The organism is Rhodococcus sp. FW305-130, assembly GCF_058788335.1.
The window spans coordinates 448110-465141 of record NZ_JBYTAP010000005.1 but is presented as its reverse complement, the minus strand read 5'-3'; the positions used below and the strand labels follow the sequence as shown (position 1 = coordinate 465141).

15 protein-coding genes are annotated in these 17032 nt (G+C 62.1%); 4 read left to right on the top strand and 11 right to left on the bottom strand.

Going from position 1 to position 17032, the window contains the following annotated elements; genetic code table 11:
* Window positions 1-161: 161 nt before the first annotated feature.
* Both AC3WQS_RS18395 and AC3WQS_RS18390 read left to right on the top strand, forming a co-directional pair.
* Window positions 162-2021: a DUF4012 domain-containing protein gene (locus AC3WQS_RS18395; RefSeq protein ID WP_492713289.1), complete on the top strand. Its 1860-nt coding sequence runs from the start codon at window positions 162-164 to the stop codon at window positions 2019-2021.
* A gap of 182 nt (window positions 2022-2203) precedes the next feature.
* Complete coding sequence (locus tag AC3WQS_RS18390; RefSeq protein ID WP_029255518.1) at window positions 2204-3235, top strand: iron-siderophore ABC transporter substrate-binding protein; 1032 nt, start codon at window positions 2204-2206, stop codon at window positions 3233-3235.
* A 36-nt stretch (window positions 3236-3271) separates the two neighbouring features.
* Here AC3WQS_RS18390 and AC3WQS_RS18385 read toward each other — a convergent pair whose 3' ends face one another.
* From AC3WQS_RS18385 to AC3WQS_RS18360, 6 genes are all read right to left on the bottom strand, one after another.
* Window positions 3272-3775 carry a GbsR/MarR family transcriptional regulator gene (locus AC3WQS_RS18385; RefSeq protein ID WP_020908019.1) on the bottom strand — a complete coding sequence of 168 codons (504 nt, stop codon included), beginning with the start codon at window positions 3773-3775 and terminating at the stop codon, window positions 3272-3274.
* 574 nt (window positions 3776-4349) lie between these two features.
* Window positions 4350-5603: a hypothetical protein gene (locus AC3WQS_RS18380; RefSeq protein ID WP_492713288.1), complete on the bottom strand. Its 1254-nt coding sequence runs from the start codon at window positions 5601-5603 to the stop codon at window positions 4350-4352.
* 34 nt (window positions 5604-5637) lie between these two features.
* Window positions 5638-7662 (bottom strand): ArnT family glycosyltransferase, encoded by a 2025-nt coding sequence (locus AC3WQS_RS18375; protein ID WP_492741524.1) that lies wholly within the window; start codon window positions 7660-7662, stop codon window positions 5638-5640.
* Between the two features lie 93 nt (window positions 7663-7755).
* Window positions 7756-8268, bottom strand: a complete 513-nt coding sequence (locus AC3WQS_RS18370) for a GNAT family N-acetyltransferase (RefSeq protein WP_492713449.1) — start codon at window positions 8266-8268, stop codon at window positions 7756-7758.
* 123 nt (window positions 8269-8391) lie between these two features.
* A complete protein-coding gene (locus tag AC3WQS_RS18365; protein ID WP_492713448.1) occupies window positions 8392-9696 on the bottom strand; it encodes an HNH endonuclease signature motif containing protein in 1305 nt (434 codons plus the stop codon).
* Between the two features lie 48 nt (window positions 9697-9744).
* Window positions 9745-10638 (bottom strand): dihydrodipicolinate synthase family protein, encoded by an 894-nt coding sequence (locus AC3WQS_RS18360; RefSeq protein ID WP_492713447.1) that lies wholly within the window; start codon window positions 10636-10638, stop codon window positions 9745-9747.
* Window positions 10639-10727: 89 nt separating this feature from the next.
* Between AC3WQS_RS18360 and AC3WQS_RS18355 the strand changes: the two genes are divergently transcribed.
* On the top strand, window positions 10728-11636 hold the full coding sequence (locus AC3WQS_RS18355) for a LysR family transcriptional regulator (protein ID WP_042952068.1): 909 nt from the start codon (window positions 10728-10730) through the stop codon (window positions 11634-11636).
* Window positions 11637-11642: 6 nt separating this feature from the next.
* Here AC3WQS_RS18355 and nadC read toward each other — a convergent pair whose 3' ends face one another.
* Genes nadC through nadA form a run of 3 tightly spaced genes read right to left on the bottom strand, consistent with a single transcriptional unit; the run spans window position 11643 to window position 15120 of the window.
* A complete protein-coding gene (gene nadC / locus AC3WQS_RS18350) occupies window positions 11643-12515 on the bottom strand; it encodes a carboxylating nicotinate-nucleotide diphosphorylase (RefSeq protein ID WP_003941805.1) in 873 nt (290 codons plus the stop codon).
* The gene (locus AC3WQS_RS18345; RefSeq protein WP_029255523.1) at window positions 12515-14086 is read right to left on the bottom strand and encodes an L-aspartate oxidase; all 1572 of its coding nucleotides are present in this window, start codon (window positions 14084-14086) and stop codon (window positions 12515-12517) included. The genes nadC and AC3WQS_RS18345 overlap by 1 nt, the downstream gene beginning before the upstream one ends.
* The gene (gene nadA, locus AC3WQS_RS18340) at window positions 14083-15120 is read right to left on the bottom strand and encodes a quinolinate synthase NadA (protein WP_020908027.1); all 1038 of its coding nucleotides are present in this window, start codon (window positions 15118-15120) and stop codon (window positions 14083-14085) included. The genes AC3WQS_RS18345 and nadA overlap by 4 nt, the downstream gene beginning before the upstream one ends.
* Before the next feature lie 102 nt (window positions 15121-15222).
* On the opposite strand from nadA, the gene AC3WQS_RS18335 reads away from it, so the two are divergent.
* The gene (locus tag AC3WQS_RS18335; RefSeq protein WP_007733069.1) at window positions 15223-15951 is read left to right on the top strand and encodes an NUDIX hydrolase; all 729 of its coding nucleotides are present in this window, start codon (window positions 15223-15225) and stop codon (window positions 15949-15951) included.
* A gap of 14 nt (window positions 15952-15965) precedes the next feature.
* Here AC3WQS_RS18335 and AC3WQS_RS18330 read toward each other — a convergent pair whose 3' ends face one another.
* Entirely contained in the window at window positions 15966-16298 is a 333-nt protein-coding gene (locus AC3WQS_RS18330; RefSeq protein WP_019748808.1) for an SDR family NAD(P)-dependent oxidoreductase, read from the bottom strand.
* A 113-nt stretch (window positions 16299-16411) separates the two neighbouring features.
* Complete coding sequence (locus AC3WQS_RS18325) at window positions 16412-17014, bottom strand: TetR/AcrR family transcriptional regulator (protein WP_019748809.1); 603 nt, start codon at window positions 17012-17014, stop codon at window positions 16412-16414.
* Window positions 17015-17032: the final 18 nt, after the last annotated feature.

The window sequence follows — 17032 nt, the reverse complement described above, 5'->3', positions numbered from 1 at the left end:
TTCACGAACATTCGATGGCTGATCACGTGAATCCATGGGAGCGAACACCACGAACGGCCGAACCGAACCCTACTGTCTCGTCTAAGTTTTCACCACTGGGCCAACACTGCTAGACATGTCGACGCAGCTTTCACGCACTCAAACGTCAGGAGCTTCAGCGGATGAACAACGACACGGTGGGACCAAAGTCCGACGACGATTCCGGGGCTGAACCGAGCGGCTCCAACACCATCCCACCGAGGGGCCCGGAGCGCGAACCGAAGAGGACGGTCACCCTGCCGGGAGGCCGTCGAACTGTACTCGCAATCACGGGAACGGCACTGGTCGTGGGCGGTTTCGTGGCCTGGCTCGGGTACACGGCATACGAGGCAAAAGACAACCTTGAAGCAGCTCGCGACCATGCACAATCGGCGAAGAGTGCACTTCTGGCCGGAGATACCGGGGTCGCAGAGTCCACCGCGGCGGAAGCCGATCGAAATGCATCCGCAGCGTACGACAACACCCATTCACTCCCCTGGAACATCGCCGCCGCAATTCCGGTCATCGGGTCGCCCTTCGACACGACGCGTCAGATGACCGAGGTCGTTCAGGGACTCACGCGTGACGTTCTCGGTCCCGCTGTCACTGTCGGAACTTCACTCGCACCAACGGAATTGGTCCAGCCTGGTGGACGCTTGGCACTCGCACCGTTACGCGAAGCGGAACCGAAATTGGCCGAAACAGCTATCGCCGCGGAATTGCTGTCGTCGCAGGCACAGGAAGTTCGCGAATCGAAGTACCTGGGCCGAGTTAACGATGCCAGAGCAGAATTGCAGTCGCAGACAAGCGAACTGGCTACCCTCCTGACGAACACCGCCACCGCGGCGCGCATCGCACCGGCGATGCTCGGCACCGACGGACCGCGCAATTACTTCATCGGTTTCCAGACCAATGCCGAAGCCCGAGGAACCGGCGGTCTGTTGGGTGGATACGGCATCGTCCGAGTCGACAACGGCGCCGCTCGGGTGGACACGCTCTCCCCCAACTCCGAACTAACACTGGACAATCAACCGATAGACCTTGGTCCTGACTTCAATCAGCTGTACGGAACCAGTCGCCCGACCACCGATTCTCGCAACAGCAACCTCAGCTCGCACTTTCCCTACGCAGCGCAGATCTGGCAGTCCCTGTGGTCACAGGAGTCCGGGGGTGAGATGGTCGACGGTGCGATAGCGACCGATCCGATCGCCCTGAGTTACATCCTCGCAGCGGTGGGACCGATCAAGATGCCCGACGGAGAGTCGGTCACCGCCGACAACGTCGTGGAACTGACCGAGTCGACTGCGTACGCTCGCTTCCCTTCCGACAACAAGGCACGAAAGCAGTATCTGCAGACAATCGCAGCTCGTGTCGTGGAGAAGATGACCGGGAACATCAAGTCGCCGAGCGCACTGCTGGAAGCTCTGGGCAAGGGCGTCAGCGAGGGCAGAATCGCCGTGTGGAGCTCTCACCCCGACGAACAGTCGGTTCTCGCCGACACCGTCCTCGGGCACACCATTCCCGATGATGCCGCTCCGTACGCCGGTGTGGTGATCAACAACCAAGCCGGCAACAAGCTCGACTACTACCTCACACGAGAAATCGACTACACAGCCCAGACGTGCACCGGCGACACCCGAAAGACAACGGTCACCGTTCGACTGACAAACAACGCGCCCGACGCCGACCTGACTGAATATGTCAGCGGGATCGTCGACAACCCCGGACGACTACCCAAGGGCACCAACGTGGCTGCAGTCACACTACTGGCAACGACCGGCGCCAAACTCGACGCAGTCTCCGTGGGCGGGCAGATTTCGTTTGCCGTCAACGGAACCGAACAGGGCCACCCGGCATTCATGACAAGGGCCGTCATTCCGCGAGGGCAGACCGTTGAGCTGAAGTTCGATCTGACCGAGCCAACAGCCGAGGGCGAAGCCCGTGTCCCTGTCCAGCCGCTGGTCGACGAGCCGAAGATCACGGTCGACGTGCCTACCTGCTGAGCCTGACCGGCAAACGTCGACGGATCCCCCTGTCGTGTCGACGTTTGCCGCCGCGCGAACTTTCAACAGATTTGAAACTTCGGCAAAGGCTAGCCTATGCTTCCTGACGCGCCTGGAACCGGCCGTCGGCTGCGATCCGTCGGAGTCTCACTCCTCGGCGCATCGACAACGGAAGGTTCCCCATGCGATACGCCCGTGTGCGCTCACTTCGCCGAACTGTGGCCCTGAGCGGATTGGTCATTGCCGCCCTTGTAATCGGCGGATGCAGTAACAACGACACCGCAACCGAATCGAGCAGCAGCGACTTCGAAACCGTCACCATCGAAAGTGCGCTCGGAAACGCCGTCATCACCGAAAAGCCCGAGCGAATCGTGACCCTCGGCATGGGGTCGGCGGAGACCGTGATCGCGCTCGGCACAATTCCCGTCGGCGTCGAAAAGTACGCATGGGGCAGCGACGACACCGGATATCTGCCGTGGGTGCACGAAGCGGTCACGAAGCAGGGTGGCGAACTGCCAGAGCAGTTCACCGGCGGCACCGACCTCAACATCGAAGCGATCATCGCTCTTGAGCCCGACCTGATCCTCGCCCCCTGGTCCGGCATCACCCAGCAGCAGTTCGACTCTCTGAACGCGTTCGCGCCGACCGTCGCCTACGCCGAAAGCCCGTGGACCATCACGTGGGAAGAGCAAATCAACGTCATCGGCAAAGCCATGGGCGAATCCGAGAAGGCGACAGCCGAAATCGACAAGATCAAGTCGCAGTTCGCGGAATCGACTGCAGCACATCCGAACTACGCCGACGTCAGCTTCTCCTTCATCTACAACACGGGTCCAGGAACCCTCGGCGTCTTCTTCGCCGAAGAGCAGCGCGTGGCCATGGTCCGCGCACTCGGCTTGCAGGTGGATCCCGTCGTCTACACCTTGACGGAATCTGAAGGAACAGACTCCGCCGTCATCGGCCTCGAGAACGCAAACCTCCTCGACAAGTCCGACCTGCTCTTCACCTTCTACTCGGACCCGGCCAATCGGGCCGAGATCGAAGCGCAGCCGGCCTACCAGGCCATCCCCGCTGTGACTCGGGGAACTGTCATCGCTCCGACCGAGCAGCCCTTCGTCACCGGTTCCTCGATGATCAACCCGCTGACCGTGCCCTGGTCGCTCGAGCGCTACGTGCCGATGATCGACGAGTCAATCGCAAAGCTGAACAAGTGATGTAGATCAGCATCGCGCGATCGAGAAGCCCGCGTCCTATTCGGATGCGGGCTTCTTGCCGTCGCGTTGGGCTTTGAATCGCATCCACTCGCTACTCAACATTCGATTGTCGATGATCCACCCCATGTAATCGCGCATGTTGAGGACACGAATGTAGGCGGGGCCGTTGGGATTTGCGTACTGCAGTGCTTCAGTCGCGAGTTTGCGTTGATTCTCGAGATACACGTGCTCTGTTTCGAGGAATCCGCCCCACACGTCGGAATCCATGACGTAGTAGTGAGTCCGATCCCGAGGCTTGCGCGTGAGCTTGACGAACCCCCGGTCGATCAACCGGCGAATGTAAGTGGACACCGATCCGCGACTGGCGCCCAGTGCCTGCGCCAACTCTTCGGCACTGACCCCTGGCGACTCGCTGATCAACAAATAGCCCGCAATGCGTCCCTCGATGCGAGCTCCACCACCGGACTGCCAGTACACGGAGAACTGGTCAATGAACCACGTGGAGAAGTCGTCACCGCGAGCAGGGCTGGCATCGCCCATTCGTTGAGCCTCCGACGTCACTCGACAACAAGAACATTGACTTCCGATTCTGCCAGCTGATGCCTACACCCACGCATTCCGCGTCGCCGCAGGGTCGCCCGAGAAGTCGTGCGCTGTGAAGTCGGCACACGTCACCGTCGTCGCCGACCCATTCGGCTCGCGGACTTGGACGACCACCGAGCTCACCGAATCACCAAGAGGCGAAGCCTGAATGGCCCGGGCGGTCAACGAAGCCGAGTCGCGCGGGTCGGTATCCACGACGCACAGATCGAGGCGGACATTTCGCGATTCACTATCAAACGATCCGCCGCCGACTGTCAATCCAGTAGGTAACTCGGATGCTCGTGAGCGCAGTGCGTCAGCCAATGCCGCCTCCACAATGGGGTCTCCTGGGCACTCTGAACCTGCAGAAAGACCACCGGATGGTGTCGCCCGCGAGGGTGACGATTGCTCCAGATCGACTGTGCATCCCACGAGTCCGATCGAGGAAGCCATGCCTACTACGCAAATCAACAGACGCCACCGACCAATTTCCCCTGCCATTCGCGACACGGTAACCGAGACGCGTCCACTACTACCGCGAAATCAACAATCCTGGTGTAGTTGCGATGAACTCGAGCTGTTCGATCGTCAAAGGCGACGCCGATGTGGAGCCAGCCGATGTCACGAACTGGGTCACCACTACTGTTTCGCCGGAGGGGTGAACAACCCGGACCGTGTCATCGCCCGAGCCATCGGGATCGACCAGGCGAGTCACCGTGGTGGCGTTGGGCAACGTCAGGATCGCGCCTGGTTCCGGGACGGCCGTACCAATCGATATCTCGACATCACCGCGGCCGTCCGATGTCGAGACGACGATTCGTTCGCACGCCCCTCCCCGTCCGTAGTCATCCGGAACCAGCGAACCGAGCGAGCGTTCCAAAGTGACCTCTTCCGCGCCGAGATCCTTCCAACGTGCATCGAGCAACTGATTCAGTCGGTCGATATCCATGCGCGTCGCAGGTGGACCGGCATTCACGGAATCGGTGTAGCAGGATGCCATCGGTGGCGGCGTCGAGTCTGGGACCGGCTCAGTCACAGCGAGCCCGGGCGCTGTCGCGACCGCGATCAGTTCGTCCATCGTCAAATGCGGACCAGTATCCGTCGAAGTCCCGGTCGATGTGTCGATGCTCGCAACAACTCTGGATCCGTCACCGAGATAAGCGACTACACCGCGCTCGCCCCCGACTTCCGAACCGTCTTTGTCTTCGAAATCTGCTCTGTCCTCGAAATCTGAGATATCGAGCACTGTTCCGTTCGCGAGATACTCCCGCCGATCCACCAGCCCCTCCAGGCACGGTGGCACCGGCTGATCCCATGCACGAACCTGAACCGAGATATCCGCAGTCCGCCCGACGCGAGTCAAGGTTCCCTTCGCCGACGTCGAACCGCTGAACTCGATCGGGTCGACCCCGTCGGGAAACGAAACGCCCCGGTAATTCTGGATCGGCGCAAACTCGAGCGATTTCGATGGACTCGCAAATGCAACGTCGACATCGGAAGGCAACGATTCGAGTAGTGCGTCGCTCATGGCGGTGGCCTTCGGTCCCGAGAACCATGGATAGTCCGGGTCGTCATAACCGGGCTCACCGGTAAAACCGTAGTTGATGCGCACCGGCGGACCTGGCGATTCCACCGACTCGCAGCCGGGAATCGACGTGCCCGCGCCCTCGTTCGTCACCGCTGCGACAACAGTTCCCAATGCGACGATCGAGACGATCACCAGCCCGTCGCGCCAGGTCCATTGCTCGCGGCGACGGTTCGACTCGTGTGCGGTGCGCCCAGACATTTCTCGATCATTGCCTATGACAACAACTACGTCGCTATCCGACATACCCGCTGAGGTCGTAGATCGTGGAATTTCCCACCGTTGTCGACGTGAAATTCGCTTCGACCCATTCCTGAATAGCGCTCGACGTACTCTCCCCGCCTTGGCCATCTTTCGGGCTTCCGCCCTGGCCACTGGCGATGTAGTAGTGGACCTCGCCGTCTGCCACGTACTCGATGAACTGGTCCAGCGTCGGTGCGGGATCAGAACTCCAACCGCCGATCGCCATCACCGCAGTATCGCTGGCCAACTCGTAGGTTGCTGCGCTTTGCGAGCCGTTGGTCGCGGCCGACCACGTGGTGCCCGCATTGACCAACATTGCCGTCAACTCGGAAGTACTTTCGCTACCACTGCTTGTTCCTGGCCCACTCGTTGTTCCTGGCCCACTCGCCGTCGGATTACTGCTCGCGTCATCAGAGTTCGGCAGAGCCTCACCGTCTCCCTGCCCTTGGCCCCCACCCATGCCTCCTCCCCCGCCCATTCCGGAGTCGGACACGGCGCCGGTTGGTCCTGCCGTCGGGATGGACCCACCATGCGCTGTTGCGGCAGTGGCAATCGCGTAAGACGCCGAACCGGTTATCCCTGCCAACGAACCGATGATCAATCCAGCGACAGCGAGCTTGCGAAATCGACCCTTGGCTTCCACCAGAACCAGGATCGCGCCGACGACAGTGCCCGCCAACAGAATCCACTTCAGCATCGGCAGCCATTCGGCATTGCGGTGCAACAACACCCAGCTCCAAATTCCTGCGGCCAGCATCATCGCTGCCAAGCCGCAGCGCCCGATCCAGCGGGCACGCACCAACCACAGGGCGTATCCACCGACGCCGATCATCCCCGCAACAGCAGGCGCCAGCGCAACTGTGTAATAGGGGTGGATCGTTCCGGACATGTAGCTGAAGATCAGGCCGGTAACGAGAAACCAACCACCCCACAGGATCAACGACGCACGGAGAAGATCTGTGCGCGGTGCCCGCCCACGGGCGAGGAGTCCGAACACCAACGCGATCAGTGCCGCAGGAATCAGCCAGGAAATCTGGATACCCATCTCGCTGCCGAACAGCCGATCGAGTCCGGCACTTCCCCCAAAGCTGGAACCTGCACTGCCACCGGCCATTCCACTACTACCACCGGACATTCCGCCACCGGTGTTCCCGAAAAGTCGACCCAATCCGTTGTATCCCAGTACCAAGTCCATGACGCTGTTGTTGGTCGATCCGCCGATGTACGGGCGAGAATCAGCGGGCCACAGCCACACTGCCAACACCCACCACCCAGCCGATATGACAACGGACGCAGCACCGATCACCAGGTGGAACAGGCGAGTCCGCAAGCGCACCTGTCCGGCCGTCAAATACGCGGCACCAAATGCAGGCAACACGATCAGCCCTTGCAACATCTTGGTGAGAAAAGCGAAGCCCAGCGCGACTCCTGCGAGCGCCACCCACATTGCGGCTCGTCGACCCACCGCCGTGCACATGGCGCGAATCACGAAGTAGCCGGCGAGAGTCATGAGCAGGACAAGCAATGCATCAGGATTGTCGAACTTGAACATCAGGGCGGCAGCGGGCGTAGCTGCCAACACAGCTCCCGCCACAAGACCCGCAGCCGGGGTCGCCACTCGTTTGACGGCCGCATACACGAGCGCAACCGATCCGACGCCCATCAACGCCTGCGGAACAAGAAGGCTGGCACTCGAAAATCCGAAGATTCGTCCGGACAGACCCATGACCCACAATGAAGCGGGCGGTTTGTCGACAGTGATGAAATTCGAGGTATCGAGGGAGCCGAAGAACCACGCTTTCCAATTCTGGGAGCCGGCCTGCGCCGCCGCAGCGTAGAAGGTGTTGGCATAGCCACTCGCGGTCAGATTCCACAAATACAAGACCGCCGTTGCTGCCAACAGGATCGTCAGCGCCAATCCGGTACGGCGAGTGCGGAACCACGACGGCGAGGGCTCGGCTCGATGGGCAGTTGGTGCCGGCCGCTGAGGCGGGGCCGGATGCAGAACGGCGGTCATCAGGAAGTCCCTTCACGAGTTACTGTCCTGCCAACGATCGCGCTTTCAACCCCGGCGGCACTGGGAGCCGGCTGGAAAGTTGCTGTGAATGAATCAGGCCAGGGAGCGCTCGAACAGCACGACGCTGAACCAACCGTTGTCGACAACATCTCCGAAGTCACGACGCCCTACCTCGGCGAAACCCGCGTCTCGGTAATAGCGGCGCAACCGCACGTTCGTTTCGACACAATCGAGCCGCAAGTACTGCGCGCCCTCCTCCGCGGACCGTCGATGGGCCCAGACGAGTAAGCGTTCGCCCAACGAGGTGCCCGAAAATTCTCGATCGATAACCAATCCGTGCACGTAGCCGGCAGGCTCGTTCGAATCGGGCCAGACCACGGGATCTGACCAGATCAACCGCAGGGCGCCGACAATCCTTGACTGCGCCCGGTCTCGCGCAACAAAGAACTCCCCTCTCGAAATCTGCTCCCCGACCTGCTCGACAGACACTTCGCGTGGGCGCCACTGGATGATTCCGCGTTCTGCCAACCAGTCTTCTGCCGCGTGCCGCAGCGCCAGAATCTCCGGCCCATCGGCCTCGACCGCTTGCACAACGTCCACAACCATATGACCTCCCCCATATCTGCAGCCGTTCACAACAACACGGCCTCCAGGCCCCAACCCGGATGTATCTCCGAGTTGAAGCCTATCGACGTGAAGTTGTGTATCTGAACGGGTCTCACCACTCAGTCAGGTTTTGAATGTGGTGTTGGCCGGCCGCGGATGCTGCTGCGGGTCGATCGAGGGCGGCGGGATGAACCACGGTTTGTTGTCGGCGCCGATCCGAATCTCCCATTTCCCGACGAAACCGGATTTCCGGTGCATCAGCCGGTGATGTGAACGGCACAGCAGGACAAGGTTGTTCATCACCGTCGGGCCACCGTTCGCCCAGTGCCGAATATGATGCGCATCCGTCCACGCAGGCACGCACGCGCAGCCCGGGAACGCGCAACCCTTGTCCCGGGCGATCAACGCCACTCGCTGCTCCGCGGACACCAATCGCTTTCCGGGTCTCGCATCCAACGGCACGCCGTGACCGTCGAGCAGAACAGTCGAGAGGAAACAATCACATCCAAGGAGTCTGCTCTGCGACACCGACAGCGGCCCCAGCCAGGGCATGTGCCCGACATCGAGATCCGACACAGCCGCTCCACCATCAGGAGCAGCGGGTGTTCCGGCGCAGTCCCGGTGCTCCGCCAGATCACGGGCGTTGATGTGCACGTTCACGTGCGGACGCTGACCACCGTCGGTGCCGGTTTTGGCGCAGTCCAGGTAGCGGCGGATCAGTTCGGTGAACCCGTCCGCGGTCCGCTTCGCCGCCGACCGAGAATCCGGGGTTCCATCCGGTGCCGGGGTGGGCATCGTCAGATTCGACAATGCCGACAACAACATTTCCCCGGTGAGAGCATCGAAATCTCCGCGCACCACCACCCGACCGTTCAACGTCGACGCGATCCGCAACTCGTTCCGATCCACATCTTCGGCGGGTGGAATCTCATCCGATTCGAAAATGCGCTCCAAGGTCGCGATGACGTTTCGCACTTTCGTGGTCGTGGCCTCCACTCCGGAAGCGGCAGCCAACAACAAATCGATGCACTTCGGTAGCGCTTCGTCAGGCATGCCCTTTGGTGGTGATTCGCAGAACGCCACGATCAACACGGCATGATCGAACGAGCAGTCCCCGTCATCGAATCGGGTCGCCACTGCCGGAAACGGGCGTAGCGCTGCACCGAGGGCGGCGATCTTCTTCCCGTCCCGGATTTGCAGCATCGTGTTTGCCGCCAACCAGCAACCCACCCCGCGGCTCGCGATCACCTGATCATCCGGCCGCAACGACAACTCGTCCACCACCGCCACACGAACAGCCTCGAGACGCAGAATCTCCGAACTCGCCTCGATAGCAGCAGCACGCAACTCAGAAGCAGACAACCGCCACAGGCGTCCGCGCAACCCCACCGCAGAACCCGAAACCACATCCGACAGATAGACACTCATTGAATCCCCCGATCCCCACCCCCAACAATACTCGAACACCCGTTCGAGTCAAGAGTGGTAGACCTCAAGCGCCCGCGCTACCGATTCGTCACTCGCAGGTAGCAACGGCAGTCGCACATGGGGAGTCGGAATCTGCCCCAATGCATGCAACACGCCCTTGATGACAGTCGGGTTCGATTCGGAAAAGAGAGCTCCTGACAGCGTCGACAACCGTCGCCCAAGATCGCGAACACTGTCCACATCTCCACTGTCCCAAGCCTTCACCAGGCGCACGAACTCGGCGGTCGACAGATGAGCGGACGCCAAGATTCCGCCTGACGCCCCCAAGGCCAGAAGCGGCGCGAGAAACAGATCATCCCCCGCCAATACGGCGAAGTCGTCCGGAAGATCCGCGAAGAGTTCGACGGCAGCTGCGTCGATACCGCCCGCTGCATACTTCACACCAACAACCCCGGGCAAAGCACCCAGCTCCCGCAAAGTGCCGCTGTCCAGATCGCACGCAGTTCGGTACGGCACGTGATAGACGATCAGCGGCACGGGGCTCGACGACTGCAGATGCGCGAAATGCGCCACCACACCGGCTTTCGACGGCCTCGTGAAGGAGGGAACCGGCACCAAGGCCGCCGAGACGTCAGGCCACCGAGTCAGCCTCCCGAGCGCCTGCGCACTGCCCGCCGTGTCGTTGCTACCCGCGCCCACGATCAACGTCGCACCTCTCGCACGGCACACGCTCGCACAGATATCCAGAACGGTCACTCTCTCTTGCTCGGTGAGGGTTGCGGTTTCCGCTGTAGTCCCCAGTGCAACGAGTCCGACCGCACCGTCGGAGAGGACCTGGTGCGCAAGCTGTTCGAGTGCGTCGGTTGCAACACGACCGTCGCTCTCGAAGGGCGTGATCAGTGGTACATGGATTCCGGCCAGGTCAACTCGAGTCGTAGTCATAGTCATAGTCATAGTCATAGAACTCAGCCTCACCGAACAGACCTTGTAGGTCTAGTTCGCATTTCCATCGTCGAGCGTAAGCTGAGCTGATGCTCGATGTTCGTCGACTGAAGCTATTGCGCGAACTAGCGCTGCGCGGAACCATCGTTGCCGTTGCCGAGGCGCTGTCGTTCAGTCCCTCCGCGGTGTCGCAGCAATTGGCCGTCCTCGAACGTGAAGCCGGCGTGCCGCTGCTGGAACGAACAGGCCGTCGCGTCCGCCTCACGCCGGCCGGTGAGAACCTCGCACGTCATGCCGAAGTCATCCTGCAACGCCTGGAGCAGGCGTCGGGTGAATTGGTCGACGCGCGTCGTGGACTGGCGGGGCCGCTGCGCATCGGAACGTTCCCGACCGCCGCACGGGCGATCCTCCCGCCGGCATTGATCGCCCTCTCTCGCGAGCATCCCGGGTTGGAACCGATGGTTTCGGAGATCGACCCAGCGGACGTCGCCGACGCCCTACGAGCTGGGAATCTGGACTTGGCGTTGATTCACGACTACGACTTCGTCCCTCGTCCCAGCGAACCGGGCCTGACAGCGTTGCCTCTGTGCAGCGAATCGGTCTATCTGGCGTCGAACGACACCGCTACAGATCCCGACAGCACCATTACCGCGCTGACCCACTGCGTGGAGCAGCACTGGATTACTGCGATCCCCGGAACTGCTTGTCATGCAATGACCATTCGCGCGTGCCAAGCGGCCGGGTTCACCCCGAAAGTGCGACACCACATCGACGAGTTCGCCACCGTTCTCGCCCTCGTCGCTGCAGGGCAGGGCGTTTCACTGGTCCCGGAACTCGGAGCCATCCATCCGCCACTCGGAGTGCGCCTGACGCCGATGCCCATTCGACGAAGGACCAAGATCGCACACCGAGCCGGCTCCGACGCTCACCCGGCGGTCGCAACCGTGACAAGCGCGCTTCGCTCGGCCGTCCCGCAACTGCTGGACGCCGAGCGATAGCGGCACCTACATGTCGAGCCCGAGGTCGAGCACTGTCACCGAGTGCGTCAAGGCACCTACAGCGAGGTAGTCGACGCCGGTTCGGGCGTACTCTGCGGCAACGTCGATGGTGAGACCACCGGATGACTCGAGCTTGGTTTCGGGGGCAACAGCGTCTCGGCGTTGGACCGCGATCTGCGTCTGCCACAGCGGGAAGTTGTCCAGCAGAACAAGTTCCACGTTCTCCGCCAGCACCTGGTCGAGCTGAGTGAGGTTGTCGACCTCGACTTCGCACTCGATGTCCGGGGCGAGCTCACGGACCGCACGAAGTGCTGCGACCACCGAACCGGCAGCGGCAACGTGGTTGTCCTTGATCAACGCCGCGTCACCCAATCCCATGCGGTGGTTGACGCCTCCGCCCACGTGGACTGCATATTTCTGCAGAGAACGTAGTCCGGGCAGTGTCTTTCGGCTGTCCCGCACTTTGGCATGAGTGCCGGCGATGGCGTCGACCCACTGCGACGTCGCCGTGGCGATTCCCGAGAGATGGCAGACGAGGTTGAGCATCGTCCGCTCTGCCGTGAGAAGGCCGCGGGTGGGCGCGACGACGGTGAGCACCGATTGACCTGGCGCAACCCGAGTTCCATCGGCCACCCGATCAACGACCTCGTAGTTACCCGCGCCGATCACCTCGTCGAGAACAAGCAGTCCGACGTCGATGCCGGCGACAGTACCCGAGGAGCGTGAGACGACCGAAGCCTTCGCGACCGCATCGGCGGGAACCGTTGCGGTAGAAGTGATATCAGGGCCATAGCGCAGATCCTCGTCCAGAGCGAGCCTGACCAACGTGAGCAGTTCGTCACGGTCGAGCGGCGCGGGCAGGATCTTCTGCTCGGTCATCAATGAACTCCTGTCAACAACATGTCTGGTATTTCGAGCGCTCCATCGGCACTCATCTTGATCCGAGTGCTGCGACGCTGATTCGGATCTGTTTCAGGATAGTCGGTGCGGGTGTGACAGCCTCGGCTCTCGGTTCGTGCCACGGCTACATCGACCAACGCTGTCGCGGTCAGTGTGAGCGCCGCGTCTTCGAGGTCCCCAGCAGCCACCGCCACTGTCTGATCGGCGTCGGCAAGCGCGGCTCGCGCAGTCTGGAGACCGCCTCCGTCGCGAACCACCGACGCGTGTGCTGTCATGACGGACTGCACAGTCTCTCGTGGGAGGATCGGCATCGGCTTGCGCACCACGTTGACCACTTCGGCATGAACCTCTCGACGCTCGGCAGCTGCGATTCCGGCACGCTCCCCGACCACCAAACCCTCGAGAAGGCTGTTGGACGCAAGACGATTCGCGCCGTGCAATCCCGTGCGAGCCACTTCGCCGGCTGCGTAGAGTCCAGGCACTCCCGTTCGTCCATGGACGTCGGTGGCGACTCCACCGCACGAGTAGTGCGCGGCCGGAGCGACCGGAATGAGTTGGGTGCGTGGATCGATGCCCGCTTCGAGACAGGATGCGGTGATCGTCGGGAACCGCGAATCGAAGCCGTCGAGCTTGCGGGCGTCGAGGTAGACGTGATCGGTGCCGAGATCTCGTAGGCGTGCTGCGATTGCGCGCGAGACCACGTCACGCGGGGCGAGATCACCCAGCGGATGAACACCTGCGGTGACCGAATCGCCGTTGGTGTCGACAAGAATCGCACCTTCGCCGCGGACCGCCTCACTGATCAAGGGCCGGCGACCTACTCCACCCGGAGTGAAGAGGACCGTCGGATGGAACTGAACGAATTCCAGATCCGCAATTGCCGCACCTGCTTCGAGCGCCAACGCGATTCCGTCGGCAGTTGCACCGGGCGGATTTGTACTGCAGGCATACAGCTGACCGAGTCCACCGGTAGCGAGCAGTACCGCGGGCGCATGGATCACTCCGAGCCCTTCCGGCGAGGAGACAATGAGTCCACACACCCCGCGCCGGTTGGTCACCACCTGGACTGCCGCTGCACCGAACAGAACGGGGAGGCCGGCAGCGTTGAGAGCTCGCTGCACTTCCGCGCCCGTGGCGTCGCCGCCCGCATGGATGATCCGACGCGTGCTGTGCCCACCCTCGCGGGTGCGCGACACCTCGCCGTCTCGCCCGCGATCGAAGACCGCGCCCAACGCGGCCAGCGCCGCAACTGCGTCGTGACCAGCTTCGACGATGGAATAGACAGCTTCCTCGTCGCACAAGCCGACGCCGGCCTCACACGTATCCGCAACGTGCGACTCGACGGAATCCGTATTCAGATCGTCGACGACTGCGATGCCGCCCTGCGCGTACTGAGTCGAGGTGTCCGTCGGACCACCCTTGCTGACCGTGAGTACTTTCAGCCCCCGCAGAGAAGCGGTGCGCGCAGCGGTGAGGCCCGCGACACCGCCTCCCACGACGACCAGGTCGGCATGAGCCTCCCAGGCGAAACGCCCGGCAGGGCTGGTCACTCGCCGCCGCCCGGATTACCGATCTCGATCATGCGCTGCACCGATTTCTGTGCACGCTTGGCCATCTCGAGATCGACGTGGACCTCGTCCTTGCCCTCGAGAAGGCAGCGAAGCAACGCGGCAGGCGTGATCATCTTCATGTACGGGCACGACGCGCGGTCGTTGACGGCCTGGAAATCGACGTCGGGCGCTGCCTTGCGCAACTGGTGCAGCATCCCGATCTCGGTGGCGACCAGAACCTGCTTGCTCTTGGTGACGCGGGCAGCGTCGAGCATTCCGCCGGTGGAGAGGATCTTGACCTTGTCCGCGGGTACCGCGCCTTCACCGGCGAGGTACAGAGCCGAAGTAGCGCAACCACATTCAGGGTGCACAAAAAGCTCGGCATCGGGGTGAGCCTTGGACTTCGCCGTCAACTCGTCACCGTTGATACCCGCGTGGACGTGGCATTCACCGGCCCAGATCTGCATGTTGGTGCGGCCTGTGACGCGCTTGACGTGAGCTCCGAGGAACTGGTCCGGGAGGAAGAGAACTTCCCGGTCGGGATCAATCGAGTTGACCACGTCGACGGCATTGGACGACGTGCAGCAGATGTCGGTGAGACCCTTCACCTCTGCCGTCGTGTTCACGTACGACACCACCAGCGCGTTCGGGTTGTCGGCCTTCCACTCACGAAGCTGCTCGGCATTGATCGAGTCGGCCAGAGAACAGCCGGCTCGCTCGTCCGGGATCAGCACGGTCTTGGACGGCGACAGGATCTTCGCGGTCTCGGCCATGAAGTGCACACCACAGAAGACAATCGTGTCCTCTGGCGCCTCGGCAGCGATTCGCGAAAGCGCCAGGGAGTCGCCGACATGATCGGCGACGTCCTGAATCGCAGGCAGCTGGTAGTTGTGCGCAAGAATCGTCGCGCCCCGTTCGCGAGCCAGACGTTTGATCTCAGCGGCCCACTCGGGGGTCGCTTCGACTCCGTTGTATCCGCCGGGGCCGTCGTGAATCTGCGAGGCCGATCCCTCCCATAACGTCGTGGTCGTCATGGCGTTCTCCTTCACCGTGAACCCGGGCTCGTCACCCAGTTCAAATCCGGACGGGCTGGCCCGGATTTCCGTATTCGAGGTTTTCGACTTAGGATCGAAAACGTGCCCAATAGTAACACCACCCACGAAGTGCTTGCAGCGGTGTTCCAAGTTCGCACCTTCCCCGCAAGCATCGCCGCAGGTGACGGCGATCACTGCCCACAAGGGCGTGAAGAGTTGGCCGTGCTGCTGTGGCAGCGCGCACTCAACCCGCAGAAAGGCACATGGTCACTGCCCGGGGGCACTTTGCGCGACGACGAGGACCTGACGACCTCCGCTCGACGACTCCTCGCTGAGAAGGTCGACCTACGAAAGGTCGCCCACCTCGAGCAACTCTCCGTCTTCAGTGATCCACAACGAGTGCCGGGCCCGCGCCGCATCGCGTCGACCTTCCTCGGACTCGTTCCCCTCAGCGCCGACCCACAACTTCCACCCGACACGGCCTGGCACCCCGTTTCGAAGTTGCCGGAGATGTCGTTCGACCACGGAACCGTCGTACGGCACGCGCGTAATCGACTGGCTGCAAAACTCTCCTACACCAACATCGCATTCGGGCTGGCTCCCGAAGAGTTCGCGATGTCGACACTGCGCGAAATCTACTGCGCTGCGCTCGGTTACCAAGTCGACGCAACCAACTTGCAACGCGTACTGGGTCGCCGAGGCGTACTGACTCCCACCGGCAACACCGCACCGTCCGGCAAGTCGGGCGGACGCCCACCGGCCCTGTACCGCTTCACCGACTCCACCTTGCGAGTCACCGACGAGTTCGCTGCACTGCGTCCCCCGAGCTGACGTCGATCAGGTTCTCAGGCAACGGCTTCGAAACTTCCGCGTTGCAGCCACGCCGAGTTCACCGCGCCGGCCGGATCGATGACCCGATTGATTGCGCCGAACCGCGTCGTCACCCGATCGAGAATCCGATCGGCCTGCCAACGATCCGTCGGATCAGCGACTATCGCAAAGAAGCGATGGGTCGGTTTTCCCGCCATGACGCGCACCAATTCTGTCACCGTCCGCGCGGTGGCCGCCACGCTCCAACCGGCGTCGAGAAACTCGGTGGCGATACGCGCACCGTGCTCGAATCCGATGTCCGTGACAAGTACAACTCCCCTGTTCGGGGCGATCTCCGAAACGCTCATTGCGAAACCTCCACTCGGAATCAAACTTCTTGACTCCCATGTAAGTCCGCAATCTTGTGGCTCCCTTGTGTTGGTTCTGTGAGAACTCTGGGGATTCCGCGCGCGCCCACACATCAGGCAGATCGAGACAATCCCGCCCAGAAGACCGTCGAGGCCGCGTTCACCACATCGCCGACCGGCACGTCGCCCAACATTCCGCCCGCGGCCAGCGTCGCGACGCCATGGAACGTCGCAAAGGCAACCAGCGCAATACTTTCCGGATCGCCGGCGGCAATGTCACCCGCAGCCTGCGCTTCCGATACGAGCCGAACGGTCAGATCCATCGTCGCGTGCCCCGCGTTCACGACAGTCTCGGCCGCACCGGGTGCATGCTTGTTGCTGTACATCAGAGACAACAGGCCCGGATGCTCGAGCGCAAAATCCACATAGGCGTTGGCGAGCGAGGAGAACCGGGCTTTCGCGGTCGGCGGCGCCTCCGAAACTGCTCGCTCGAGTGCACCGGTCATCCGATGGAATCCGCTTTCAGCCAAGGCGTCGAGCAAAGCCTGACGGTCGCGAAAATGCTTGCCAGGGGCCGCGTGACTCACGCCCGCCTCGCGCGCAAGCTGCCGCAGCGACAACTTGTCGACGCCATCTCGCTCGAGGGTCGCTTCAGCCGAAGCCAGGAGTTCCTGTCGCAGGCTGCCGTGGTGGTACGGCTGTTCGTGGGCGGGCATGGTGGCACCATATCAAAA